Annotated in this window: 24 protein-coding genes; 19 read left to right on the forward strand and 5 right to left on the reverse strand. The window is 63.9% G+C overall.

From position 1 onward, the window contains the following. Positions 1-219: 219 nt before the first annotated feature. The 4 genes from J8G26_RS02500 to J8G26_RS02510 are packed head-to-tail and all read right to left on the reverse strand — an operon-like array spanning position 220 to position 2195. A complete protein-coding gene (locus J8G26_RS02500; RefSeq protein WP_210567818.1) occupies positions 220-1080 on the reverse strand; it encodes a hydrolase 1, exosortase A system-associated in 861 nt (286 codons plus the stop codon). After that, on the reverse strand, positions 1077-1277 hold the full coding sequence (locus J8G26_RS19280; RefSeq protein ID WP_246881209.1) for a hypothetical protein: 201 nt from the start codon (positions 1275-1277) through the stop codon (positions 1077-1079). The genes J8G26_RS02500 and J8G26_RS19280 overlap by 4 nt, the downstream gene beginning before the upstream one ends. A 1-nt stretch (position 1278) precedes the next feature. Next, positions 1279-1938, reverse strand: a complete 660-nt coding sequence (locus J8G26_RS02505; RefSeq protein WP_246881210.1) for a hydrolase 2, exosortase A system-associated — start codon at positions 1936-1938, stop codon at positions 1279-1281. After that, a complete protein-coding gene (locus tag J8G26_RS02510) occupies positions 1935-2195 on the reverse strand; it encodes an acyl carrier protein (protein ID WP_210567819.1) in 261 nt (86 codons plus the stop codon). The genes J8G26_RS02505 and J8G26_RS02510 overlap by 4 nt, the downstream gene beginning before the upstream one ends. Positions 2196-2300: 105 nt before the next feature. On the opposite strand from J8G26_RS02510, the gene J8G26_RS02515 reads away from it, so the two are divergent. The 13 genes from J8G26_RS02515 to gph all read left to right on the forward strand — a co-directional run bounded on the left by J8G26_RS02515 (position 2301) and on the right by gph (position 19620). Further along, complete coding sequence (locus tag J8G26_RS02515) at positions 2301-3953, forward strand: acyl-CoA ligase (AMP-forming), exosortase A system-associated (protein WP_210567820.1); 1653 nt, start codon at positions 2301-2303, stop codon at positions 3951-3953. Further along, complete coding sequence (locus tag J8G26_RS02520) at positions 3925-5130, forward strand: pyridoxal-dependent decarboxylase, exosortase A system-associated (protein ID WP_210567821.1); 1206 nt, start codon at positions 3925-3927, stop codon at positions 5128-5130. Before J8G26_RS02515 ends, J8G26_RS02520 begins: the two co-directional genes overlap by 29 nt. 59 nt (positions 5131-5189) lie before the next feature. Further along, complete coding sequence (locus tag J8G26_RS02525; protein ID WP_246881211.1) at positions 5190-7073, forward strand: O-antigen ligase family protein; 1884 nt, start codon at positions 5190-5192, stop codon at positions 7071-7073. A gap of 181 nt (positions 7074-7254) precedes the next feature. Next, entirely contained in the window at positions 7255-8649 is a 1395-nt protein-coding gene (locus tag J8G26_RS02530; protein ID WP_210567822.1) for a TIGR03013 family XrtA/PEP-CTERM system glycosyltransferase, read from the forward strand. Positions 8650-8672: 23 nt separating this feature from the next. Then, a complete protein-coding gene (gene prsK, locus J8G26_RS02535; protein WP_210567823.1) occupies positions 8673-10766 on the forward strand; it encodes an XrtA/PEP-CTERM system histidine kinase PrsK in 2094 nt (697 codons plus the stop codon). After that, positions 10763-12124 carry a PEP-CTERM-box response regulator transcription factor gene (gene prsR / locus J8G26_RS02540; protein WP_210567824.1) on the forward strand — a complete coding sequence of 454 codons (1362 nt, stop codon included), beginning with the start codon at positions 10763-10765 and terminating at the stop codon, positions 12122-12124. The genes prsK and prsR overlap by 4 nt, the downstream gene beginning before the upstream one ends. Before the next feature lie 23 nt (positions 12125-12147). Beyond that, positions 12148-14925: an XrtA/PEP-CTERM system TPR-repeat protein PrsT gene (gene prsT / locus J8G26_RS02545; RefSeq protein ID WP_210567825.1), complete on the forward strand. Its 2778-nt coding sequence runs from the start codon at positions 12148-12150 to the stop codon at positions 14923-14925. A 184-nt stretch (positions 14926-15109) separates the two neighbouring features. Continuing rightward, positions 15110-15718 (forward strand): hypothetical protein, encoded by a 609-nt coding sequence (locus J8G26_RS02550; protein WP_210567826.1) that lies wholly within the window; start codon positions 15110-15112, stop codon positions 15716-15718. Beyond that, positions 15684-16019, forward strand: coding sequence for an HPr-rel-A system PqqD family peptide chaperone (locus tag J8G26_RS02555; RefSeq protein WP_157667139.1), 336 nt, complete (start codon positions 15684-15686; stop codon positions 16017-16019). The genes J8G26_RS02550 and J8G26_RS02555 overlap by 35 nt, the downstream gene beginning before the upstream one ends. Continuing rightward, positions 16016-16951 carry an HprK-related kinase A gene (locus tag J8G26_RS02560; protein ID WP_210567827.1) on the forward strand — a complete coding sequence of 312 codons (936 nt, stop codon included), beginning with the start codon at positions 16016-16018 and terminating at the stop codon, positions 16949-16951. Before J8G26_RS02555 ends, J8G26_RS02560 begins: the two co-directional genes overlap by 4 nt. A gap of 14 nt (positions 16952-16965) precedes the next feature. Then, positions 16966-18045: a nucleotidyltransferase family protein gene (locus tag J8G26_RS02565; RefSeq protein ID WP_198314729.1), complete on the forward strand. Its 1080-nt coding sequence runs from the start codon at positions 16966-16968 to the stop codon at positions 18043-18045. Next, complete coding sequence (locus J8G26_RS02570) at positions 18042-18821, forward strand: trypsin-like peptidase domain-containing protein (RefSeq protein ID WP_087747813.1); 780 nt, start codon at positions 18042-18044, stop codon at positions 18819-18821. The genes J8G26_RS02565 and J8G26_RS02570 overlap by 4 nt, the downstream gene beginning before the upstream one ends. 91 nt (positions 18822-18912) lie before the next feature. Continuing rightward, complete coding sequence (gene gph, locus J8G26_RS02575) at positions 18913-19620, forward strand: phosphoglycolate phosphatase (RefSeq protein ID WP_087747812.1); 708 nt, start codon at positions 18913-18915, stop codon at positions 19618-19620. 79 nt (positions 19621-19699) lie between these two features. Here gph and J8G26_RS02580 read toward each other — a convergent pair whose 3' ends face one another. Continuing rightward, positions 19700-20287 (reverse strand): chalcone isomerase family protein, encoded by a 588-nt coding sequence (locus J8G26_RS02580; RefSeq protein ID WP_087747811.1) that lies wholly within the window; start codon positions 20285-20287, stop codon positions 19700-19702. A 340-nt stretch (positions 20288-20627) separates the two neighbouring features. Here J8G26_RS02580 and trpE point away from each other — a divergent pair, with 340 nt between their 5' ends. From trpE to J8G26_RS02610, 6 genes are all read left to right on the forward strand, one after another. Continuing rightward, on the forward strand, positions 20628-22127 hold the full coding sequence (trpE, locus tag J8G26_RS02585; protein WP_210567828.1) for an anthranilate synthase component I: 1500 nt from the start codon (positions 20628-20630) through the stop codon (positions 22125-22127). After that, complete coding sequence (locus J8G26_RS02590) at positions 22124-22453, forward strand: chorismate mutase (protein ID WP_087747810.1); 330 nt, start codon at positions 22124-22126, stop codon at positions 22451-22453. The genes trpE and J8G26_RS02590 overlap by 4 nt, the downstream gene beginning before the upstream one ends. Positions 22454-22457: 4 nt before the next feature. Further along, a complete protein-coding gene (locus tag J8G26_RS02595) occupies positions 22458-23042 on the forward strand; it encodes an aminodeoxychorismate/anthranilate synthase component II (protein ID WP_114655300.1) in 585 nt (194 codons plus the stop codon). A gap of 84 nt (positions 23043-23126) precedes the next feature. Beyond that, positions 23127-24158 carry an anthranilate phosphoribosyltransferase gene (gene trpD, locus J8G26_RS02600; protein ID WP_087748436.1) on the forward strand — a complete coding sequence of 344 codons (1032 nt, stop codon included), beginning with the start codon at positions 23127-23129 and terminating at the stop codon, positions 24156-24158. A gap of 20 nt (positions 24159-24178) precedes the next feature. Continuing rightward, positions 24179-24979, forward strand: a complete 801-nt coding sequence (gene trpC / locus J8G26_RS02605; protein ID WP_210567829.1) for an indole-3-glycerol phosphate synthase TrpC — start codon at positions 24179-24181, stop codon at positions 24977-24979. A 58-nt stretch (positions 24980-25037) separates the two neighbouring features. Next, on the forward strand, positions 25038-25769 hold the full coding sequence (locus tag J8G26_RS02610) for a uracil-DNA glycosylase (protein WP_210567830.1): 732 nt from the start codon (positions 25038-25040) through the stop codon (positions 25767-25769). Positions 25770-25779: the final 10 nt, after the last annotated feature.

Consider the following 25779-nt stretch of genomic DNA (forward strand, 5'->3'; position numbering starts at 1 on the left):
TTGCCTACGTGTTGCCTGAGTGACGAGGTGGTTGCATGCTCAAGCACTTCAGCAACGAGCGTTACAAAGCACCAACTGTGCCAATCCGTGGCGGGGTGAAAATCACGAGAAAATTCAAGGGGTTAGGAGGTGTGGCGTGCCGACAAGGCAGAGCGTAGTGCGCCGGATGTCAACTTTCTCGACACCATGCTGCCACCAACTCACCCACCGGCGAGCCGTTCAAGAGCGTGGTTGCGGGTGTGCCGTCGAGCCCAGCCAGTCCCTTACCAGGGCTTGCACAGCTTGCTGTGACTGGGGCGCAGAGCAGGTGTGGTCGGCCCGGGGGAGCGTGTGCCGGGTGAGGGTGGCTTTTTGGGCCCAGCCAGCCCAGCCCGCATGGCTGTTCGCGTGTTCTGCGAATTCCTGCGCCGTCAGGTCCCGCTCGCTCAGCAGCAGCAGGATAGGGCCGGGAAACGCTCGCCAGCCCTGCGCCATGCGCTCTTGAAATGTGAGTGACTGTGCTGTGGTCTGGCGCATGGTGCGCAGGTTTTTCCACAGCCCGTGCAGCGCCCTCCAGCCCACACCGCCGTGCAACAGCTTGCGCCAGAAGCCAGATTCCAGCAGGCGCTGGCGGTAGTAGTGCTTCACCTGCGCCCGTGCCAGGCCTGCTTCGGAGCGCACCCAGGGATTGAGCAGCGCCAGCCCCGTCACGCGCGGGTCTTGCGTGGCCTGCACATACAGCAGGCTGGCCGAGGCGCCGTCGCACAGGCCCCAGAGCACGGTGCGGTCTACGTGGGCCGCAAGTTGCATGGCTCCAATGGCGGCAGCGATGTGGGGGGCTGTGTCTTCAAACGGCACGGGTTCGCCCGGACTGTCACCCATGCCGGGCAGGTCAAAGCGCAGCACGGGGTAGCCGGCCGTGGCCAGGTGGCGCGCCAGCCGCACGAACTGCCGGTGGCTGCCCACGCGGTACTGTGTGCCGCCCACCACAATCACCACGCCTGTGCGCTGGACGGGCGTGCCGGACGCGGGCAGGCTGAGAATGCCCAGCATGTCGAAGCCGTGGCCCGCAATCTGAAGGGGCTGTTCCGGGGCGTTCATGGCGGTGGCGTGCCGGTATACGTGGCAACTGCTGTCAGCGTGGCGTGAATCAAGGCCGGGGCTTCGTCGGGACCCACGGTTTGCCAGAAGGCCGGGCCGCTTACCGCCTGTGCCTGCACCTGCCAACCGGCTGCGCGCCAGGCGGTGAGTGGCTTGTCGGCAGCGGGGCTCAGTGTGGGGGCTTCTTGTTGGGACACCTCAAGCCACACGAGCCGCGCCGCTTGCGGCAATGCGGGGGGGCTGCAGGCGGGCGTCGCCCAGGCCTTGGGCCAGGGCAGGGCTCAGGGTATAGCCCGCAATGTCGACCGGCTGGCCTTGTGCCAGCGCCTGTGGTGGCGGCGGCTCGCTGGTGTTGTTGGCGCCCAGCCACTGGCTGGCGGTGCGCAGGCGCAGAAACTGCTGCAGCATTTGCTGACCGCTGGCCACGGGTTGCCAGAACAGCAGGTGGGCAGGTTCGCTTTCGTTGTGCAGCAGGCTGGCCAGTTGCGCTGCGAGCAAGGCCCCCGAGCGTATGCCCCAAAGCCACAGCGGGCCGCTGCCATGCTCGGCCAGCCAGCGGTGGGCCAGTTGCGCGTCGCTCAGCCAGGCGGGCCAGGTGGCGTCGGCAAAGTCGCCAGCGCTGTCGCCGCAGCCCAGCAGGTCGATCTGCAGCACGCTGTATCCAGCGTGGGCGAGAGTACGCGCCTGCTGCGCCACCATGCGGCGTGTGCTGTTGAGTTCTTCGGCAAAGGGGTGCAGATACAGAACTCGCCCCTGCGGCGCGGCGCCTTGCGCGGGGTGGAACAGGCAAAAGCGCGGCCCGGTGCCGGTCGGCAGGAAGAATGCCTGTGGCAGCGCAGCGCGCTCGGGAGGGCTCATGTGGCTTGCCGGGCCCGCGCCTGCTCCACCAGGTCGCTCAGGCTGCCCACGGTGGCAAAGACCGAACCATGGATTTCATCGTCGCTGAAGGTGACGCCAAAGTGGTTCTCCAGCCCGGTTAGGAGGGCCAGCACCGCCATGGAATCGAGCTCGGGCAGGGCGCCGAGCAGGGGGGTTTCACGCGTGAAACTGGCGGCGCGCCCTTGCAGGTGGAGTGCGCCGTCGAGCACGTGCAGGACTTGTTCGGTCAGGTTCATGGCGAGTACTTTTTTGTGGCGGAGTGTTGGCTGGATTCTATGGACTGGCGCAGATTGCGTGTGGCTGACCACCGGGATGCGTGGCAATGGCTTACCATCCGCCACATGCCCCAAGCGCCGGATTTCAACAGGGGAGTGCCCCCCGTTTTGCTGCACGAGTTGCCGGCCCGGGCAGCCGTCTGTTGGCCTGCTCACCAGGCCTTGACGGTAGAGGGGCGGCATTGGTCGTATGCCGACCTGCAGTCGCAGATGGAGCGCTGCGCAGCGGGCCTGCAGGCCCTGGGGCTGGAGCGCGGTGCACGCGTGGCGGTGTACCTGGAAAAGCGGGTGGAAACCGTGGTGGCCAGCTTTGCGGCGCCTGCTGCGGGTGGCGTGCTGGTGCCCGTGAATCCCTTGCTGAAAGCGGCGCAGGTGGCGCACATTCTGCACGATGCGCAAGCGCAGGTGCTGGTGACATCCGCTGCGCGGCTGGCGGGTTTGGCCCCGGTGCTGGCCCACTGCCCCGGCTTGCGGCATGTGGTGTTGTGCGACGGGTTCGCGCAGGCCATTCCTGACGCCTGGCCTGCCCGCCTGGCCTTGCACGCCTGGCCTGGTGTGTTGGCGACTGCGCCGGTTGAACTGCCCGCCTTGCTGGACACCGATGTGGCGGTGATTTTTTACACCTCGGGCAGCACCGGCCAGCCCAAGGGGGTGGTGCTGTCGCACCGCAATCTGGTGGCCGGTGCCACCAGCGTGGCGAGCTACCTGCACAACAGCGCCGACGACACCTTGCTGGCCGTGCTGCCGCTGTCGTTCGATGCCGGATTCAGCCAGCTCACCACGGCCTTTCTGGTGGGCGCGCGCGTGGTGCTGCTCAATTACCTGTTGCCGCGCGATGTGTTGCAGGCCATGGTGCGCGAGCGGGTCACGGGCCTGACCGCCGTGCCGCCGCTGTACATGCAGCTGGCGGCGCTGGAATGGCCGGCCGGTGCCACGCAGCATCTGCGCTATTGGGCCAACACCGGCGGGCGCATGCCCCGGGCTACGCTGCAGCGCTTGCGCGATCTGGCGCCAGCGGCTGCGCCCTATCTGATGTATGGATTGACCGAGGCGTTTCGTTCCACCTACCTGCCGCCCGACGAGGTGGACCGGCGGCCCGATTCGATCGGGCGGGCGATACCGAACGCCGAGGTGCGCGTGCTGCGCGAGGACGGCAGTGAATGTGCGGTGGACGAGCCCGGCGAGCTGGTACATCGCGGCCCGCTGGTGGCCTTGGGGTATTGGCGGCGGCCCGAAGAAACCGCGCGCCGCTTCAAGCCCTGGCCGCAGGCCTTGCTGCCGGTGGGTGGCGACTGGCGGGCGCCCGAGCTGGCGGTGTATTCGGGCGACACCGTGCGCCGCGACGCCGACGGGTTTCTGTATTTCGTGGGCCGGCGCGACGAAATGATCAAGACCTCGGGCTACCGCGTCAGCCCGACCGAGGTGGAAGAGGTGCTGTACGCCAGCGGCCTGGTTGCCGAAGCGCTGGTGCACGCGGTGCCCCATGATGCGCTGGGCAGCGCCATCTGCGCGGCGCTGCTGGCTTCGCCCACGGCCAGCGGTATGGTCGATCAGGACAATGCGGCCCTTATGGCGCATTGCCGCGAGCACCTGCCGGCGTTCATGCTGCCCAAAGTGCTGAACTGGGTTACCCAGCCGCTGCCGCGCAGCCCCAACGGCAAGCTGGACCGCCAACGCTGGATACTGGAATATGGATCGATTCGACACCTCCCGCAATGAACTGCAGGTCGGCGGCCTGCCGCTGTCCTTGCTGGCCGAGCGGGTCGGCCAGACGCCGTTTTACGCTTACGACCGCGCCCTGATTGCCGCGCGCATCCACGCGGTGCGCCAGGTGCTGCCGCAAGAAGTGCGCCTGCACTACGCCATCAAGGCCAATCCCATGCCGGCGCTGGTGGGCTTGGTGCGCCCCCTGGTCGATGGCATGGACGTGGCCTCGGCTGGTGAACTCAAGCTGGCTCTGGACGCCGGCGCCGATGTCCAGGCCATCGGTTTTGCCGGGCCGGGCAAACGCGATGCCGAGTTGCGCCAGGCGGTGGCCGCGGGTGTGCTGCTGCATGTGGAGTCCGCCCGCGAGTTGCGGGTGCTGGCCGATGCCGCACAGGCCCTCGGGCGGCCGGCGCGCGTGGCATTGCGTATCAACCCGAATTTCGAGTTGCGGGGCGCCGGCATGCACATGGGCGGCGGGCCCAAGCCCTTCGGAATCGACGCCGAGCAGGTGCCGGCCCTGTTGCGTGGCATGGCCCACGATGGCCTGGCGTTCGAAGGCTTCCATGTGTACCCCGGCTCGCAGAACCTGCGGGGCGAAGTCATTGCAGAGAGCCTGCACCGATCACTCGATCTGGTGCTGCGCCTGGCGCACGATGCCCCCGCACCCGTGCGCCACGTCAACCTGGGGGGCGGCTGGGGTATACCTTATTTTCCGGGTGAGCGGGCGCTGGACCTGGCCCCGGTGGCCGATGCCCTGGTGCAGGTGCAGACGGATCTGGCGCGTGCGCAACCTGCGGCGCGGCTGGTGCTGGAACTCGGGCGTTATCTGGTGGGCGAGGCGGGCATTTATGTGGCGCGGGTGATTGACCGAAAGGTGTCGCGTGGGCAGGTGTTTCTGGTGACCGATGGTGGCATGCACCATCATTTGGCCGCCTCTGGCAATTTTGGCCAGGTGATTCGGCGCAACTACCCGGTGGTGATTGGCAACCGGCTGCAATCGCCTGAGCGCGAAACCGCCTGTGTTGTGGGGCCGCTGTGCACCCCGCTGGACGTGCTGGCCGACCGGGTGGCGCTGGCCGTGGCGCAGCCCGGTGACCTGGTGGTGGTGTTCCAGTCTGGGGCCTATGGCGCAACGGCCAGTCCGCAGGCCTTTCTGGGGCACCCGCCGTGTCCCGAAGTGCTGGTGTAAGCGCAGGCAGCACAGCGTCCGCCGCGGTCCGGGCGGGCGTGCCGGGCTTGTGGGGTGGCTTGTTCGCTGCAGCCGCCTTGGCTGGCGCCCTGCAGCATCCGGTGGCCCCGGTGCTGGCCGTGCTGGTGCTTTGCGGTGTGGTGGCCTGGGCCGCACGGCGGCCTGCCGATTTGTGGTTCATGCTGCCGGCCTTGCTGCCCGTGGCCAGTTTCACGCCCTGGACGGGCTGGTGGCTGGTGGACGAATCCGACCTGCTGATCCTGGCGGCCATGGGCGGCGCCTGCCTGCGCTGGAGCCTGGATGCTGCGGGCCAACCGGCAGCGGCCTTCTGCCGGACGCCGCGCAGCATGGCGTGGGTGTACGTGGTCATGCCGGTGCTGCTGCTGGTGGGCGTGTGGCGCGGTTTGGACGACGCGCGGGGCGCCACACCTTGGGCCGCGATGCTGGCCGACCTGTGGGCCCAAGGCGTCTATGGCGACTACGATTTGCCAGGCAATACGCTGCGCGTGGCCAAGAGCATGGTGTGGGGGCTGCTGCTGATGCCTGTGCTGTACCGGTATGGTCAAGCTGCGCCGGTGCGGCTGGCGCGCGGCATTGTCTTTGGGCTTTTTGGGGTGTGCTTCGCAGTGCTGTGGGAGCGCGGCATGTATGTGGGCGCCATGGATTTCAGTGACCACACTCGCATCACCGCCTGGTTTTGGGAAATGCATGTCGGTGGCGGCGCCATCGACGTTTACCTGGCGTTGGCGGTGCCGTTTGCCTGGTGGGCGGCTTGGACTGCACCACATGGCTGGCGCTGGTGCGCGGCGGGGGCGCTGGTGCTGTTGTCGATTTATGCGGTGCTGATGACGTATTCGCGCGGCGTCTATCTGACCGTGGCGCTCGCCTTGATTGCTCTGGCTGCGTTGGCGCACCAATACCGCCTTGTTGCGCCCGATGGCTCTGTATGGCACCGGCGCGCCATGGCGCTCCTGGTGCTTGCGTTGGTGATTGAGACGCTGGGCGTTTTCATGGGCGGCAGCTTCATGCCGGACCGCGTGGGCCGGTCGAATGCGGACCTCTACCAGCGCGTCGCCCATTGGCAGCGCGGTGTTGACTTGTTGAAGACGCCAGGCCAGTGGATTTTGGGACTGGGCGTGGGAAGGTTGCCTGCGCACTACAGCACGCAAACCCCTGAGGGCGCCCTGCCGGGCCAGGTGCGCTGGGTGCGCAATGCAGAGGGCCACACCCAGGCGTGGCTTTCGGGGCCGGTACAGTCTGGCGTCAAGGGCGAACTGGCGCTCACCCAGCGCGTGGCTTTGGCGCCTGGGGGGGCTTACGGGGTCCGCTTGCGGGGGGGCGCGCAGGCACCTGCGCGGCTGTTGGTCCAGTTGTGCGAGCAGCATCTGCTGTATGCCTTCGAGTGCCAGGCGCAAACGGCCCATGTGCCTGCATCCAGCGCTGCCGCTGCCGCTGGCGGCTGGACGGCGTTGCAACTGCACGGCCCCGCTTTGGCGTCCACCGGAACCCGCTCGGCCTGGCGATCGGGCGTGCTGTCGATCGCGGTGCTGCAAGCGACGACGCCTGTGCGCCTGGATGCGGTGGAGCTGGTCGATCCCCGGGGCCGGCAGGTGCTCAAAAACCCGGCTTTTGCGCAAGGGCAGCGCTACTGGGGCCGCATCGCCCAGGCGAACTTCCTGCCCTGGCACATGGACAACCTGTATCTGGAGTTGTTGATCGAACGCGGCCTGCTGGGCCTGGCGGCGCTTGCCGCCTTGGCCGTATGGGCGCTGGTGATGGCGGCTCAGGGCGTTGCACGCCAAAAACCCCTGGCTCTCATCGTCGGGATATCTATTGCAGCCACCCTTTTGATTGGCGCGGTAATAAGTTTTATTGAAATTCCACGTGTATCCACTATGCTGTGGCTGTTGCTTGCCGTATCACCATTCATCCGTGATGGCTAGCTGAATGCGCGTCAATTATTTTCGATCCGCAGGGTGTTTGCCGCTCAAGGAGCGAACTGTCAAGAAAATTTTGCCACATCAGGGGCGGCGATTATTTAAACGTTTTGTTTCATAAATTGCCGGATGTGGGTGATTTTTTATCTGAATTTTTGGCATCAGAGGTCGGGTGCGGCAGGAAAAAATGATAAATATTTCCAGTCATTATTTTCATCGGCGAACCATTTTGCAAATAATGGTATACGCCGTACTGATTGTTGGCGCGTTGATTGTTTCGTTGACAATGCAGGCGGGAACGGGCATGTTCAATGTCTCAGCGATCGTCTCGGGTGTCATTCGGGGCGCTTTGATGGCCATCGGAATTCTCACAGTGAATTTTGCCCTTGGTTTATACGAGCATCCAAGCACACTGACGGTTGGTCAGGTCCGGGCGCGGGCTGTTTTGTCTTTTTTCTTTTCCATGGCCATTGCTGGTGGTGTTTTGTTTATATTGCCCCTCAATTTTCCATATCGTAATGAGCAGGCACTGGTCGCACTGCTAATTATGATTAGTGGAATGTTGATTATCCGGCTGTTTGGTGGGGATATATTTCCCGCTTCCTATACGCGCCAGCGTGTTCTTATTTTTGGTACCGGATCGCGTGCCGATGTGGTGGGTCAATCTCTGCAGGAGAATGATCCAAACATTGAATTGGTGGGGTATTTTTCCAGTTCCACTGAAAAGGAACCCGCTGTTTCCGCATTGAGAGTTATTTCCTCTGGGCAAACGCTGACCGATGCCGTAAATAAGCACCGCGTCGACAAAATTGTGGTGGCACTGAGTGAGCGCCGTGGCGGCAGCATGCCGATGCGTGAATTGCTCGATTGCAAGGTCAATGGTATCCAGGTCATCGACATTGCAACTCATTTTGAGCAGTTTCTTGGGCAAATCCATCTGGAAGCCGTTTCGGCGGGGTGGCTGATTTTTGGAGACGGATTTAAACAGGGGCTTGTACGATCCATTGTCAAATGGCTCTTTGACATGATCGGAGCAAGTTTGTTGCTGATCATTGCATCTCCTGTGATGCTTGTTACCGCATTTTTGATTTGTATGGAAGGTGGAGGTCCCGTTCTTTATCGCCAGGAGCGTGTCGGCCGCAATGGTCGGATTTTCAATGTGATCAAGTTCCGTAGCATGCGCAACGATGCGGAAAAAGACGGTATGCCGCGCTGGGCCAGCGCCGGAGATGCGCGGGTTACGCGCATCGGAAAAATCATCCGCAAAATGCGCATCGACGAACTTCCCCAGCTGTTTTGCGTACTCAAAGGGGACATGAGCCTGGTGGGGCCTCGGCCAGAGCGGCCCTATTTCGTGGACCGCCTAACACTTGAGATTCCCTACTATGCCTTGCGGCATGGCATTAAGCCGGGATTGACCGGATGGGCACAGGTGCGTTACCAGTATGGCGCGTCCATCAAAGACACCGAAAACAAGTTGCAATACGACCTTTACTACGTCAAAAACCATTCATGGTTTCTTGACCTGGTCATCCTGTTCGAAACGGTGGGCGTAGTCCTGACCGGCAAAGGCGCGCAGTAAGACGGGTCCACCCGCCCATTGTCATGAACAACAGTGAAAACGCGCTGGTTTACTGGGGGTTGGCCTTGGCTGCGGGCGCGTACTCCTTGTTGTTCCTGCGCTTGCTCCGCCAGGAATATCTGCATGCGCCAGCCAATCGCATCGGCGTGGCGATGCTTGCCGCAGCGCTACTTACCGTGGTCTGGAGTGTTTTTAGCCTGCTCGCGCTGGCAGTCAGCGCTGCCTGGTGGCTGGGTGCGCAGTCGGCCGACATGCTGCGCTACCTCTGCTGGGGTGTCTTTGTCGCCCTGTTCTTCAAAGCCAACGCCGGTGAGGGGCAGGGTCCGTGGTATCGCTGGTTGCCTGGGTTGGCATCGGCGGGTTTGCTGGGCGTACCTGCACTGATTGTGCTCGTGAACGTTCTGGGGGGAGCCACGGGTCACATGTTTCTCATGGTGCTGCTGACGCTCGGCGGACTGGTGCTGGTGGAACAGTTGTTTCGCAATCTGCCCGAGGATTCGCTGTGGAGCGCCAAGCCGGTGTGCCTTGGACTGGCGGGCACCTTCCTGTTCGATCTGTACATGTTTTCCCAAGGCGTGCTGTTTCAGGGCGTGGACCATGACGCACTGACTGCCAGGCCCTTCGTGCACGCGCTGATGGTGCCACTGCTGCTGCTGGCCACCACGCGGCATCGCAACTGGATCGCCAAGATTCGCGTCTCGCGCAAGGTCGTGTTTCACTCCGCCACACTGGTGCTGGTGGGGCTTTATCTGCTGTTCATCGCGGGCGTTGGCTACTACGTTCGCTATTTCGGCGGCGAATGGGGGGGCGCCCTGCAGTTGGGATTGGTTTTCGTGGGATTGGTGCTGGCGCTGGCGCTGGCGCTTTCAGGCTCGTTGCGTGCCAAGTTGCGGGTGTTTCTGGGCAAGCATTTCTTTCGCTACCGCTTTGATTACCGCGAAGAATGGTTGAAATTTACTGCCACGCTGTCGAGCCAGGCCCATCCCCAAGAGGCGGGCCAGAGCGTGGTGAAGGGCCTTGCCGACATGCTGGAGAGCCCCGCAGGAGCCTTGTGGCTGCTGCGTCCGGACGACGACCAGTACCGGCAGGTGGCCCGGTGGAATCTGGCCTCGACCACCCAGACCGTAGACCAGCAGGCCGAACTCCCGACGTTCATGCGATCCACCGGATGGGTGGTCAATCTGGAGGAATTCCGCGCTTCGCCCGGGCGTTACCGCGATTTGCGCCTGCCCGAGTGGCTGGCAGAGTACCCGCAGGCTTGGCTATTGGTTCCGCTGTGGCAGGGCAAGGACTTGCTGGGCTTTGTGTTGCTGGCCAGTCCGCGCACGCTGGTGGACGTCAATTGGGAGGTCACTGATCTGCTCAAGACCGCCGGCCGCCAGGCCGCGAGCTTCCTGGCGCAACTACAAGCCACCGAAGCATTGCTGGAGTCGCGCAAGTTTGAAGCCTTCAACCGCATGTCGGCTTTCGTGGTGCACGACCTGAAAAACATCGTCGCCCAGCTGTCGCTCATGGTCAAAAACGCCAAGCGACTGCAGGACAACCCCGAGTTCCAGGCCGACATGCTGATGACGGTAGAGAACTCGCTCGATCGCATGCGCCAGTTGATGCTGCAATTGCGCGGAGGCGCCGCGTCCGGCGATGCGTCGGTGGGCGTGGATCTGTGCAAGATTGCTGAACGGCTGACAGCCAATGCCTTGTGTCGCGGGCGCACCGTGCAGCTGGATGCCTCGCCACAGGTTTTTACCCGTGGACAGGCCGACCGATTGGAGCGCATCATCGGGCACCTGGTGCACAACGCCTTCGACGCGACGGACACCGATGGCCGGGTGTGGATGAAAGTGGATCGTTTCGGCAGCCATGCCCGCATCGAAGTGGGTGATGAGGGCCAGGGAATGACCGAAGAGTTTGTCCAGACGCGCTTGTTCAAGCCGTTTCAGACCACCAAAGAGGCTGGCATGGGAATTGGCACTTACGAGAGTTTTCAGTACGTGCAGGAGCTCGGCGGCAAGGTTTCTGTGGACAGCCAGGTCGGCAAAGGAACCGTGGTGCGTCTCCTGCTTCCCTTGTTTGAAATCGGTCGTGATTTCGGATTACAGCCACGGGAGGAGGCATGAGCCCGGACAAGTTGCAGCCCCTGCTGGTGGTCGAGGATGACTTGGCGCTGCAAAAGCAGATCAAGTGGTCGCTGGATCGTTTTGAATCCGTCACCGCCGATGATCGCGAAAGTGCCATGACGCAGTTGCGTCGGCATGCCCCCGCGGTGGTTACGATGGACCTGGGCTTGCCCCCTGATGCCGACTCGGTCTCCGAAGGGTTCAAGCTGCTAGAGCAAATTTTGAGCGTCGATCCTGACACCAAGGTGATCGTGCTCACCGGACAGAACGACCAGTCCAACGCGCTCAAGGCCGTGGCCATGGGTGCTTACGATTTCCTGGCCAAGCCGTTTGAGCCTGAAGTGCTCAACCTGACCGTGGAGCGTGCCTTCCGGCTGCACCATTTGCAATCCGAGAACAAACGGCTGCGGGCGATGCAGATGCCCGACACGCTCGCCGGCTTGCTGACGCGCGACCCGCAGATGCTGCGCATTTGCCGCACCATCGAAAAAGTCGCCAACACCAATGCCTCCGTCATGCTGCTGGGCGAAAGCGGCACGGGCAAGGAGGTGCTGGCGCGCGGCCTGCACCAGCTGTCCAATCGCAAGGACGGCAAATTTGTTGCCATCAACTGCGCCGCCATTCGTGAAAACTTGCTGGAGAGTGAGCTTTTTGGCTACGAAAAAGGGGCCTTCACGGGCGCTGCCAAGACCACGCCGGGCAAGATCGAGACCGCGCACGCTGGCACGCTCATGCTCGATGAAATCGGGGATATGCCTATGCCACTGCAAGCCAAACTGCTGCGATTCTTGCAGGAGCGTGTGGTCGAGCGCCTGGGCGGTCGCCAGGAAATCGCCGTCGATGTGCGCATTGTGTGCGCGACCCACCAGAACCTGACGCAATGCGTCAAGGAAGGGCGGTTTCGCGAAGACCTCTACTACCGCTTGGCAGAAATCGTGGTGGAGATCCCGCCCCTGCGTGCGCGGGTGGGCGACGCCGCACTGCTGGCCCACGCCTTCGTGCGCCGATTTGGCCAGGAGCACCGCCGCAACCTGGCGCTGGCCGATGATGCGCTGCGCGCCATCGAGGCGCACCCCTGGCCGGGCAATATCCGCGAGCTGGAGAACTGCATCAAGCGCGCCACCATCATGGCCGATGGCAACCAGATTACCGCCGACGATGTCGGTCTTGCGGGCGCTGCCAACGCCGAAGGCGATCGGTCCCTCGACCTGCGCGTGACGCGCGAGGCGGCCGAGCAGCGGGCGGTGCTTGCGGCGCTTGCCCGGGCCGACGGCACGGTGGCCAAGGCCGCCGACCTGCTCGGTGTCAGCCGCCCCACTTTGTACGACCTGATGCATCGCCTGGGCATCAAGCTCTGAACAATTTTGCCTGGAGAACGACCATGAAGGCTCCCATTTCCCGTTCCCTCATTCCTGCCGCCACGCTTGTCGTGGCCTTGCTGGTGTCGGCATGCGGTAGCGACAATCCCGATGCGCTGTTGGCGTCGGCGCAGGACTACCTGAACCGCAATGACGTGCCTGCGGCCATCATCCAGCTCAAGAATGTCTTGAAGGACCGCCCGGATTCCGCCAAGGCGCGCCTTTTGCTGGGTCAGGCCTTGCAGGCCACCGGTGATATAGCGGGTGCTGAAACCGAGTTCAGGAAAGCGCAGGATGTGGGCGCAGCCCCTGATGAAGTGATTCCGCAACTGGCCCAAGCCTTGTTGCTGGGAAGGCAGTACAGCAAGATCACGACCGACTATGACGGCCTGCAACTGGCCAGTGCCCCAGCGCAGGCCAGTCTCAAAACCATCGTGGCCACTGCCTGGCAGCGCCAGGGCCAGGAAGACAAGTTCCGCGCCAGCATCGACCAGGCGCTCAAGGCCAAGGCCGACCATGTGCCCGCGCTCATCGAGCTGGCCCGCGCCAGTGCCCAGCGCGGCGATATCGAGGGGGCCCTGGCAGGTCTGGACAAGATCCCCGGGCAGTCTGCAGGCGCCGATGAGGCGCTCAAACTGCGCGGTGATTTGCTGCTGTATGGTCAGCGCGACATGGATGGGGCGATGGCGGCATACCGGCAGGCGCTTCAGGTCAATCCCTCTTACCTGGAGGGGCAGGCTGCCGTCGTTCGGCTGCTGCTGCTCCAGGGCAAGACCGATGTCGCCGCCGAAACCCTGCAGGGGCTGGCAAAGGCGGCGCCTGGCAAGCCGCAGACCTTGTATTTGCAGGCGATGCTGGCATACGCCAAAAATGACCTCAAGGCGGCGCAGGAACACGCGCAGAAGCTGTTGAGTCTCACGCCCGAAAATTTTCGCGCGCTCGAATTGGCTGGCATGACGGAGCTGCGTCTGGGCGCGAACGTGCAGGCAGAAGCTTTGCTCGCCAAGGCCTTGCAGTTGGAAGCTGGGCTGCCGATGGCGCGGCGTGGTTTGGTGACGGCTTATGTGCGTCAGGGCCGCCTCGACAAGGCCATGTCCGCACTGCCTGCGGACGTCGAGCGCAACGAGCGCGACCCCGGCATGATGGCGCTGGCCGGGCAGGTGTACATGCTCCATGGCGATGTGGACCGTGCACAACGCTACTTCGCGCGAGCGTCCAGCCTCGATCCTAAAGACCCCGCCAAGCGCACATCGCTGGCGGTCAGCCGTCTGGCATCGGGGCAGGGCGATGCTGCGCTGGGTGAATTGCAGAGCATTGCGGCCTCGGATGACGGGGTGGTGGCAGACATGGCCCTGATCAATGCACTGCTGCAGCAGCGCAAGGTCGATCAGGCCCTGAAAGCCATCGATGCGCTGGAGAAAAAGCGGCCTGCAGACGTATTGCCTGTGTTCTTGCGTGGCCGTGCCCTGTTGCTCAAGCGCGATGCCGCCGGGGCGCGCAAGGCCATGGAAAGGGTTCTCGAGATCGACCCCAACTATTTTCCCGCGGTGGGTGTGCTGGCGATGCTCGATAACGCCGACAAGCGGCCAGACGATGCGCGTGCGCGGCTGGAGGCCGCCATCAAGCGCCAGCCAGGCAACGTTCAGGCGCATCTGGCCTTGGTGGAGTTGCGCCAGGCCAATGGCGCGGACAAGACAGAAATCGCGACGCTCTTGCGCAAGGCAGTAGAGGCGGCGCCCAGTAGTCCCGTCCCGCGCCTGCTTCTTGCCGAGCACCATTTGCGCAACAGCGAACCCAAAGAGGCGCTGGTCCTTACGCAGCAGGCGGTGTCCGCACTGCCTGACAACGTGCAATTGCTTGATGTCTTGGGGCGCGCGCAGTCGGCCAACGGTGAACACAACCAGGCGCAGGCCAGTTTCAACCGTATGGCGGCACTGCAGCCGCAGTCTTCCCTGCCCTACTTGCGCATGGCCAGTGCCAACTTGATTGCCGGGGACCGTGACGCTGCCAGTCAGAATCTGCGCAAAGCGCTGGAGATTGAGCCCAATTCGTTGGAGGCCCAGCAAGGCCAAGTCAGTCTGGCCATGGCGGCGCAGAAGCCCGGCGATGCCTTGGCTATCAGCCGCGCGGTGCAAAAGCAAAGGCCTAAGGAGCAGGTGGGCTATGTGCTCGAAGGCGAGATCCATGCAGCAGGCAAAGCCTGGGACAAGGCCGCCGACGCTTTACGCGCGGGGCTCAAGCAGGTGGCCAGCCCGGAGCTGGCAGTGCGGCTGCATGACGTGCTGTTGTCGGCCGGCAAGAAGCCAGAAGCCGATCGATGGGCGGCTGAATGGCTGCGAACCCAGCCCAAGGATGCGGCCTTTCCCTTCTATCTGGGAAACCGGGCGCTGACCCTCAATGAGTTGCCTGAAAGTCTGCGCCAGTTCGAGCGGGTGGTGGCGATTCAGCCCAACAACGCGGCTGCCCTGAACAATCTGGCCTGGCTCAAAGGCCAGGTTGGCCGCGACGGCGCACTGGCCGATGCCGAGCGCGCCAATGCGTTGGCACCCAATCAGCCGGCGTTCATGGACACCTGGGCCATGTTGCTGTCTGCCGCCAACCAGCATGAGCGGGCGGTGGAAATGCAGAAAAAGGTGGTTCAGCTGCAGCCGCAGGTTTTGGAATTCAAGCTGAATCTTGCCAAGATCCAGATCAAGGCAGGCAACAAGGATGCTGCCCGTGCATTGCTCGATGAGCTCAGCGCTGCAGGAGATCGGTTTTCTGCCCAGGCGGAGGTGGATCGGCTCAAGAAAACGCTTTGAGGTCTGGCCATGAATGTGCGGTCCATACCATGGGAGCATCGGTTGATGCGGCCATGGGCCGAGCCAGGCACCCTGCGCAGTTTTTTAGGATGCGGACTTTGCATGCGCCGGATGTGCGAATTCCCGGATTGCCTCGTGAAAGCGATATTGCCGGCGAGACCAACGGATTTCTTGGGAGAGCACGATGAAAAAAACCGAAACAACGCCGACACTGTCTGGCGCTACGCCAGATGGAAATGCACAAGGTGTCAGCCGCCGACAGATTGTGCGTGCGGGCCTGAGTGCCGCGCCCGTGGTGGCCGCGCTCAAGAGCAATACCGTTCTGGCTGGCGCAGTGGGCGGCGGCCAGGGCAATGGAGTGACCACATCGGCCTTTGCGTCGTTGCAGGCCAACCAGGGGCGGGTCAGTAATGCCCGCTACAAGACCGACTGCATCGTTCGCACGCCGGCAGAGTGGAAGCTCAAGCAAAGCGAGTTCAAGAAAAAGAAGTTCCAGGAGTGCGGCTTCGCAGCCAACCCCGAAGGCAGATTTGGACGCCGCGTGACGCTGGAGGATGTGCTGGACTACGAGGGCCATGACCGTGACACGGTGTTGGCCCGCTATGTGGTGGCGGCGTATCTGACAGCGCTTGAGTTCCACGATGATCGTGACGTGCTGGCGCTCACCACCTCGCAGTGCAATGCCATCTGGAGCGGGCGCGGCAACTGGATTCCGTTTGCTGGTGCCCTGTGGGACTATGCACAAACCATCGCCTACTTTGAAACCATCTACAGTGCTCGCCGTTTCGGCTGATGCCGCCCCGGTGCAGCCCGCGCATGCTGTGCGCTGGCATTGCCCACGGCGCGCAGACTATCTGCTGCAGCTGTGGCCCGATGGCGCGGTGGTGTACGACGAAGCCAGTGGCGATATCCATGCTCTCAGCCCCATTGCGGGCGAGCTGCTGCAGCAGGTGCTCGCTGTGCCACAGTCTTGTTCCGAAAATCTGGCCCAGGCGCTGCTGGGTGAGCAGCCCACTGCGCAAGATGTTCGCGGGGTGGACAAGCTGTTGCAAGATTTTGAATTTTTGGGGTTTATCGAACCCTGCGGCGCGTGAGCACGCAGGGTCTGCTGTCTTCTCTGTCCAGATCCCAACTGGACAGGCTGTTGGGCGGCGAAGGCCTGGGCATCGTGGTTCCACCGTTTGTGGTCCGGGTGCGCAGCCCCATCTCCGTTGTGGCCGATGGCCTCGAGCGTCTTTATTCAGACCATCCCTTGGCCACCCAGGACGGGGCGGTGTTCTATGACTTCCATGTGGCAGTCGAGGTACGCCGCACATGGTTTCGACCGCAGTGCATTTTTGCGCTGGACGGGCGCCAGCCGTTCACACCGCTGGCGCTGGGTGAAGCGTTCGCGCTGTTCGAGTGGGGACTGAACTGGTGCGTGACCAGCCACTGCCACCAGTGGATCAGCCTGCACGCAGCCGTGCTGGAACGGGGCGGGCGCGCCGTGGTGTTGCCGGCCCCGCCGGGTGCGGGCAAAAGCACGCTGTGCGCAGCCCTCATGCTCCACGGCTGGCGCCTGTTGTCCGATGAGTTGACGCTGCTGGAACCCGTCAGTGGCCTGGTCGTGCCGTCGCCACGACCCATCAGCCTCAAAAATGCCTCCATCGATGTGATCCGTGAGCGCAATCCGGGCTGCGTGCTGGGGCCGGTGGCGCGCGATACGCAAAAAGGCACGGTCGCGCACCTCAAGGTGCTGCCAGAGAACCTGGCGCGTGCCAACGAGCGCGCCCTGCCGGCCTGGGTGGTTTTTCCCCGGTATGAGCGCGGCGCGGCGCTGCAGGTGCAGCCGCGCGCCAAGGCCACTACCGTGGTGGAGCTCGCGCGCAACAGCTTCAACCAGCATGTGCATGGCCGCGCAGGCTTCAAGGCCCTGGTGCGGCTGGCCGATGCCTGCGACAGCTTCGACCTGCGTTATAGCCAGCTTGACCAGGCGCTGGCCTGGTTTGATGCGCTGGAGCCACCATCTCCAGCGAGGTTTGCCTGATGCAGGACAACGCCATGCAGCCGCTGTTGACCCTGCTGGGCCCGTCGCCGCAGCCGCAGCGGCTGAGCTTGGCTGAATGGGATCTTGTGGTGCGGCAGGCGCGCCGCGCCAATGTGCTGGCCCGTATCGCCGCCCTGGTGCAGGCCCATGGCAAGTGGAATGCCGTGGCCCCTGCGCCGCGCCAGCATCTGGCCTCTGCGCTGGCCCTGGCCACGCGCCAGCAGCGTGAGCTGCGCTTCGAGGTGGCGCAAATAGCGCGCGCCCTGCAGCCAACGGGCCTGCCCGTGGTGCTGCTCAAAGGCGGCGCCTACGCCCTGGCGGGCCTGCAGGCATCGCTGGGGCGCATGGTGTCGGACGTGGATATTCTGGTGCCGCGTGAGCGCCTGGTCGACGTGGAAACGGCGTTGATGATGGCCGGCTGGGTGCAGACCAACCATGATGCCTACGACCAGCACTACTACCGCACCTGGATGCACGAGCTGCCGCCGATGCGGCACCTGCAGCGTGGCACGGTGCTGGACGTGCACCATGCTCTGGTGCCTGCCACCGCCCGGGTCCGGCCCAGCACGCAGCGTCTGTTGCAGGCGGCGCAGGCGCTGCCCGGTCAGCCGGGCGTGTGCGTGCTTGCACCGGCGGACATGTTGCTGCACAGCGCGGCCCACCTGTTCCACGAAAGCGACTTTGCGCAAGGATTCCGGGGCGTGGTGGACATCGACGCCCTGTTGCGCGAGTTTTCCGCAGTGCCCGGCTTCTGGCCGGACCTGCTGGAGCGCGCGGCGGTGCTGGGCCTGCAGTGGCCGCTGCACCACGCGCTGCGTTATGCGCAGGCCATCACGCAAACACCTGTGCCGGCCAGTACCATGGCAGCGCTGGCGCCGGGCGTGGGCCAGCAGGCCTGGCAGCATCGCTTGCGCGACGCCCTGTATTTGCGCACACTGCGGCCCGACCACGCCTCCACCGCGGACGCGTGGACACCGCTGGCGCGCGGCTTGCTCTACCTGAACGGCCACCGCCTGCGCATGCCATTGCACCTGTTGCTGCCGCACTTGTTGCGCAAGGCGCTGGGCGGGCTGCTTCCCAAGGAAAAACCATGAACCACAAACGTTGGTGGGTGCGCTGGGCACTTGTTTTTTTGTTGCACGCGGCATGGAGCAGCAGCACCCTGGCGCAACTGCCGGACGCTATCGAGCGGATCAAACCCGCCGTCGTGCTGGTGGGCACCTACCGCGCCACGGATACGCCGCGGTTTCGCTATGTAGGCACCGGCTTTGTGGTGGGCGACGGCTTGCGCGTGGTGACCAACGCCCACGTTACAGCCGCCATCGGCAATGTGGGTGCCGATGGGCCGGCCCTGGTCGTGCAACTGCGCGCAGGGGCGAGCGCGTGGGCCATGCGCCAGGCGCGGGTGCTGGAGACGGTTCACGAGCACGATCTCGCCCTGCTGGAAATCGACGGGCCGGCCGCACCGGCGCTGAACGTGGTGGCGTCCGAGCCGGTGCGCGAGGGGGACGAGCTGGCCTTCATGGGCTTTCCCATCGGCGGGGTGCTGGGATTTTCCAGCGTCACGCACCGCGCCACCGTCTCGTCCATCACCACCATGGCCCTGCCCAGCCCGACAGGCCAGCAGCTCAGCGAGCGTGCCATCCGCAGCCTGCGCGCCGGGCCTTTGCAGGTGTTCCAGCTCGACGCCACGGCTTACCCGGGCAACAGTGGCGGCCCCTTGTTTGATCCGCGCAGTGGCACGGTGCTCGGCGTCATCAACATGGTGCTGATCAAGAGCACGCGCGAATCGGCCATGAGCCAGCCCTCGGGCATTTCCTACGCGATTCCAAGCCGCTACGTGCTGGAGTTGATGTCGCGGCACCGGTAGATGCGGGCGCGCTGTGTGTTGGTGCAACATGCCATGCCGCTCAGGTGCAGCGCAGTAACATCCGGCGCATCGTTGTGAACCCTGCTGGCCCATGCTGAACTTGAAGTCTTCTGAATCGAACCTTGCTCCCCTGGCCGCCGTCATCATCGACCTCGACGGCACGATGGTGGATACCCTGGGCGACTTCGCCGAGGCCCTCAACCGCATGCTGAGCGACCTGGCGCTGCCGGCGATTGCCGCACCGGCCATCGAGCAGATGGTGGGCAAGGGTTCCGAACATTTGTTGCATTCAGTGTTAAATCACGTGCTAGCGCAATCTGGTAAAGCGCCAGCAGCTATCGAAATAGAAGCGCTCTACGCCCGTGCCTGGCCCAGCTACCAGCAGCACTACCTGGCCATCAACGGCGACTACGCGCAGGTTTATCCCGGCGTGGTGGAGGGCCTGCAGGCACTGCGCGATGCTGGCCTGCGGCTGGCGTGCCTGACCAACAAACCGATCTCGTTTGCGGTGCCGTTGCTGCGCGCCAAGGGGCTGGACGGTTATTTTGAGCAGGTTTTCGGGGGCGACAGTTTCGAGAGAAAGAAGCCCGACCCGTTGCCGCTTTGGAAAACCTGTGAGGCCTTGCAGACCGACCCCGCCCGCACGTTGATGGTGGGCGATTCATCCAACGACGCGCAGGCCGCTCGCGCCGCCGGCTGCCCCGTGGTGCTGGTCACCTATGGCTACAACCACGGCCTGCCGGTGCAGGGGGTGGATGCGGACGGCTACGTGGAATCGCTGGCGTTGCTGCGGGTTTGATCCTTCCGCTTGTCGCACGCCTGTGGCGATGCCGTACTGCCCGCCGTTGCTGCGCCTGCGCGCATCCGCGAATCCGTGCTCAGGCCGGCTTGCCCAGCAAGGCGTCCTTGAGCTTCCAGTCGGCGGGCGCATTGCCCAGCCAGATACCCATCAGCGCATTGAAGAACTCGGGTTCCTTGAAGGGCTCGCCCTGGGGCTTTCCCTTGACGGTGATGACCGTGCCCGTGCCGGGAATCCAGTCGATCATGAACTGCTCGCCAGCCTGCAGCTTCTTGTGCTCGGAGAAGATCTGGCTCATGCGCAGCACCCCAGGGATCAGCTTGGAGAACGCGGCCCGGTCCATGTTGTCTTCCATTCCGCGCGAAAACAGCTTGCCCAACTCGGCGGAATCGATCTCGCGCAGCATGGTGATACTCAGGCGCTTGGGGCCGCGCACGCCCGTTACTTCCTGCGCTGTCGATGCCTTCTTTTCGAGGTACAGCCCGGCTGTGTAGACCTTGAAGACGGCCTTGTAGCGCACACCCGCGCCATTGAGTTGGAGAGTGCTGCCATTCACGACGCTCGTTTCTTCGTATTTCACGTCGGCCACGGTAACGGGCTGGGCCACTGCGCTGGTCGCCAACACGAGAGCCCCGGCAAACAGGGCGCATCGAGGGAAGAAATTCATGCAGGACTCCTGAATCAGAACGATCGTTCGTTTCTGATTTTTGCAAGAATCGTTCACCGCTACCACAGGGTTTTCGCGCGGTTTTGCCATGCTCAGGGGCGTGGCGCCACCCAACGGGCCACAGACCTTTGCTACACTTTGGCCATGTTCATACACCACGTGTTCATCACAGGTTGCAGCGACCGGGGAGCCTGGCCCTGGCGCACGCCTGTCTTGTTGAACGCCTGAAGGCACCTGGAACCTCCAGCGTGCACCCGTGGCCCCGCCGGGGCCTGTCGAATGAACAGCGGCGCTTTGCACACTTAGCACCATGCGCTGCCTCAGCTGGGAGCTCTCCCCCGTGATCACGGAACTTGAATTCAAAAGCCTGGCCGGCGAAGGCTACAACCGCATTCCGCTCATGGTGCAAGCCTTTGCGGATCTGGAAACCCCGCTCTCGCTGTACCTGAAACTTGCGCACAGCAAGGATGGCGGCAAGCACAGCTTTTTGCTGGAATCGGTGGTGGGCGGCGAGCGGTTTGGCCGCTACAGCTTCATTGGATTACCCGCGCGCACCTTGCTGCGTGCCAGCGGTTTTGGGGCCGATGCGCGCACCGAGGTCGTCACCGACGGCCAAGTGGTGGAAACCGCGCAGGGCAACCCGCTCGATTTCATCGAGGCCTACCAAAAGCGTTTCAAGGTGGCCTTGCGCCCGGGCCTGCCGCGTTTTTGCGGCGGCCTGGCGGGCTATTTTGGCTATGACACGGTGCGCTATATCGAGAAAAAGCTCGAAACCACCTGCCCGCCCGATACGCTGGATACGCCCGACATCCTTTTGCTGCAGTGCGAAGAGCTGGCCGTCATCGACAACCTGTCGGGCAAGCTCTACCTGATCGTCTATGCCGATCCGGCCCAGCCCGAGGCGTATTCCCAGGCCAAGAAGCGCCTGCGCGCGCTCAAGGACCAGCTCAAATATTCGGTGAGCGCCCCCGTGGTCAAGGCCACGGAAAGCCACCCCGCGCAGCGCAGCTTTGCCAAGGCCGACTACCTGGCGGCCGTGGCCCGTGCCAAGGATCTGATCGAAGCCGGTGACTTCATGCAGGTGCAAGTCGGCCAGCGCATCCACAAGCGCTACACCGAAAGCCCGCTGAGCCTGTACCGCGCGCTGCGTTCGCTGAACCCGTCGCCGTACATGTATTTCTACAACTTTGGCGATTTCCATGTGGTGGGTGCCAGCCCCGAAATCCTGGTGCGCCAGGAGCAGACCGATGCGGGCACCAAGGTCACCATCCGGCCGCTGGCCGGCACGCGCCCGCGCGGTGCCACGCCCGAGAAGGACAAGGCTGCCGAGGTGGAGCTCATCAACGACCCCAAGGAGCGGGCCGAGCATGTGATGCTGATCGACCTGGCGCGCAACGACATCGGGCGCATCGCCCAGACCGGCACGGTCAAGGTGACCGAGGCCTTTGTGGTCGAGCGCTACAGCCATGTGATGCACATCGTGAGCAACGTCGAAGGCCTGCTGAACGAGGGCATGACCAGCATGGATGTGCTCAAGGCCACCTTCCCCGCAGGCACCCTCACGGGCGCGCCCAAGGTGCATGCCATGGAGCTGATCGATCAGCTCGAACCCGTCAAGCGCGGGGTGTACGGCGGCGCCTGCGGTTACCTGAGCTACGCGGGCGACATGGACGTGGCCATTGCGATCCGCACCGGCATCATCAAGGACGGCACCCTGTATGTGCAGGCCGCCGCGGGTGTGGTGGCCGACTCGGTGCCCGAGCTGGAGTGGAAGGAAACCGAACACAAGGCGCGCGCCCTGATGCGCGCCGCCGAACTTGTCGAGGAGGGGCTGGAATGACCCAGGCCATCAACAACGTGCAGCATTGCACCACCATGGACGATGTGCGCCGCCACATCGATGCGCTGGACGACGTGCTGGTGCCTTTGCTGGTAACGCGCGGCGGCTACATGACCCAGGCCGCGCGCATCAAGCAGGATGCGTCGCAGGTGCGTGACGAAGAACGCATCCAGGCCATCGTGGACCGCGTGCGCGCCCGCACCCAGATCGAGGGCGGCGAGCCCGACGTGATGGAGGCCATCTACCGCAGCATGATGGAGGCCTACATCGCCCATGAACACCGCGAGTTCGCGCGCCTGCGCCCAACCGCCACGCAGGAGGGGTGAGGCCATGAAACTTTTGATGGTCGACAACTACGACAGCTTCACCTACAACATCGTCCAGTATTTCGGCGAACTCGGCGCGCAGGTGGAGGTGTTCCGCAACGACGAAATCACCGTGGCCGAGATCGAAGCGCGCCTGAACGCCGGCCAGCTCGATCGCCTCGTGATCTCGCCCGGCCCCTGCTCGCCCGCAGAGGCCGGTATCTCGGTGGCTGCCATCCAGCACTTTGCCGGCAAGCTGCCCATTTTGGGCGTGTGCCTGGGCCACCAGGCCATTGGCGCGGCGTTTGGCGGCAGCATCGTGCGGGCCCAAGAGCTCATGCACGGCAAGACCAGCGTCATCACCACCACGCAAAAAGGCGTGTTTGCCGGGCTGCCCGCGCAGTTCACGGTGAACCGCTACCACTCGCTCGCCATCGAGCGTGCCACCTGCCCCGAGGTGCTGGAAATCACCGCCTGGACGGAGGACGGCGAGATCATGGGCGTGCGCCACAAGACGCTGCCGATTGAAGGCGTGCAGTTCCACCCCGAGAGCATCCTCACCGAGCACGGCCACGCCATGCTGCGCAATTTTCTGGAGCAGGCAGTTTGATTGCTATTTTTTAGATAGCTGTTGCCGCTTGCCTGTATTGGACTTTCGGCCAATTTCATTGAAACGCACACCGGAAAGAACACCATGCCCATCACCCCCCAGGAAGCGCTGCAGCGCACCATCGAACACCGCGAAATTTTCCACGACGAGATGCTGCACCTGATGCGCCTGATCATGCGCGGCGAGCTCTCGCCCGTCATGACGGCCGCCATCGTGACCGGCCTGCGCGTGAAAAAGGAAACCATTGGCGAGATCACCGCCGCCGCGCAGGTGATGCGCGAGTTTTCCACCCAGGTGCATGTGCCAGACACCACGCACATGGTTGATATCGTGGGCACGGGCGGCGACGGCGCCAACACCTTCAACATCTCCACCTGCGCCACCTTTGTCATCGCGGCGGCGGGCGGCAAGGTCAGCAAGCATGGTGGGCGTAGCGTGAGCAGCAAGAGCGGCAGCGCCGACGCCATGGAAGCCCTGGGCGTGCACATCAACCTGTCGCCCGAAGCCATTGCCCAGTGCATTGCCGAGGTGGGCATCGGCTTCATGTTCGCGCCCAACCACCACCCGGCCATGAAGAACGTGGCGCCCGTGCGCAAGGAACTGGGCGTGCGCACCCTCTTCAACATCCTGGGGCCGCTGACCAACCCGGCGGGTGCACCCAACATCCTCATGGGCGTGTTCCACGAAGACCTGGTCGGCATCCAGGTGCGGGCCCTGCAGCGCCTCGGTGCGCAACACGCCCTGGTCATTTATGGGCGCGACGGTCTGGACGAAATCAGCCTGGGCGCTTCCACCCTGGTGGGCGAGCTCAAGGACGGCGCCATCCGCGAATACGAAGTGCACCCCGAAGACTTTGGCCTGGCCATGACCAGCACCCGCCAGCTGCGCGTCGAAAACCCCGAGCAGTCGCGCGCCATCGTGCTGGATGTGCTGGACGGCAAGCCCGGCCCCGCCCGCGACGTGGTCTGCCTGAACGCAGGCGCCGCGCTGTATGCGGCCAACGTGGTGGACAGCATCGCCGCGGGCCTCTCGCGTGCGCAGCAGGCCATCGACAGCGGCGCCGCCAAGGCCAAGCTGGGCGAGCTGGTCACCCGTACCCATGCGCTGGCCGCTTAAACCGTTGCGAGGTTCGAACCATGAGTGACATCCTGAACAAAATCGTCGCGGTCAAGCACGAAGAAGTTGCCGCCGCGCAAAAGCGCATGCCCCTGGCAGCCATGCGCGCCGACGCCGAGAGCCGCGTGCTCACCCGCGACTTCGAAGGCGCGCTGCGCGCCAAAATCGCCAAGGGCCAGGCCGCGGTGATTGCCGAGGTCAAGAAAGCCAGCCCGAGCAAGGGCGTGATCCGCGCCAATTTCATCCCTGCCGACATTGCCCAGAGCTACGCCGATGGCGATGGCACCGTCAGTGCGGCCTGCCTGTCGGTGCTGACCGACAAGCAGTTCTTTCAGGGCAGCGTGGACTACCTCAAGCAGGCGCGGGCCAGCTGCCAGCTGCCGGTGCTGCGCAAGGATTTTCTGGTGGACGCCTACCAGGTGTACGAAGCGCGCGCCATGGGCGCCGACGCTGTTCTGCTGATCGCCGCCAGCCTTGACGACGCACAGCTGGCCGACTTTGAAGCCATTGCCCGCAGCCTGGACATGGCCGTGCTGGTGGAAGTGCATGACCGCCCCGAGCTGGAGCGCGCCTTGAAGCTCAAGACCCCGCTGGTCGGCATCAACAACCGCAACTTGCGCACCTTCGAGGTGACGCTGCAGACCACGCTGGGCATGCTCAAGGATGTGCCGGCCGACCGCTTGCTGGTCACCGAGTCGGGCATCCTCACGCCTGTGGACGTGAAGACGATGCGCGACGCCGGCGTGCACGCCTTTCTCGTGGGCGAGGCGTTCATGCGTGCGGAAGATCCGGGTCTGGCGCTGGCCAAGCTGTTTGCCTGAATATCAAAATTGATAGCTGCTTGCGCTTTCTGTATAAGCGCTGGAGGCCATTTTGACTATGAATGACCTGTTTGCCGACCCAGCGACCGCCCCTGCGCAATTGCAGGGTGCCGACCCCGCCGACTGGCCTGTGGCACCGGGCTGGCAGCCGCTGGTGGATGGGTTTTTTGCCAGCGCGTCCGGCCAGAAGCTGCGGTCATTTCTGCAAGCGCGGCTGGACGCCGGCGCCACCATCTTTCCCCCGCGCCCGCTGCGCGCACTGGAGTTGACGCCGCCCGAAGCGGTGCGCGTGGTCATCCTGGGCCAGGACCCCTACCACGGCCGGGGTCAGGCCGAGGGGTTGGCGTTTTCAGTGGCGCCGGGCGTGCCGCTGCCCCCGTCGCTGCGCAACATTTTCAAGGAGTTGCAGCGCGACCTGGGCACGCCACCGCCTGCGTTTCCGCAGCCTGGCGGCAGCCTGGTGCGGTGGGCGCGTAATGGCGTGCTGCTGCTCAATACCTGCCTTACTGTGGAAGAGGGCCAGCCCGCCAGCCACGCGGGCAAGGGCTGGGAGGTGCTGACCGATGCCGTCATCCGCCAGGTGGCCGAAGGGCCGCGCCCGGTGGTGTTCATGCTGTGGGGCGCGCATGCGCAAACCAAGCGGGTGATCATTCCTGGTGATCGCGGGCACCGGGTGTTGTGTGCCAACCATCCCTCGCCGCTGTCGGCGTTGCGGCCGCCGGTGCCGTTCGTCGCGTGTGGGCATTTTGGGCGGGCGGGGGTGTTTCGGGAGTGGTTGGCTCAGGGGTGAATTCGTGGTT

The sequence above is a fragment of the Acidovorax sp. JG5 genome (assembly GCF_017939685.1).
GTDB lineage: Bacteria > Pseudomonadota > Gammaproteobacteria > Burkholderiales > Burkholderiaceae_C > Acidovorax.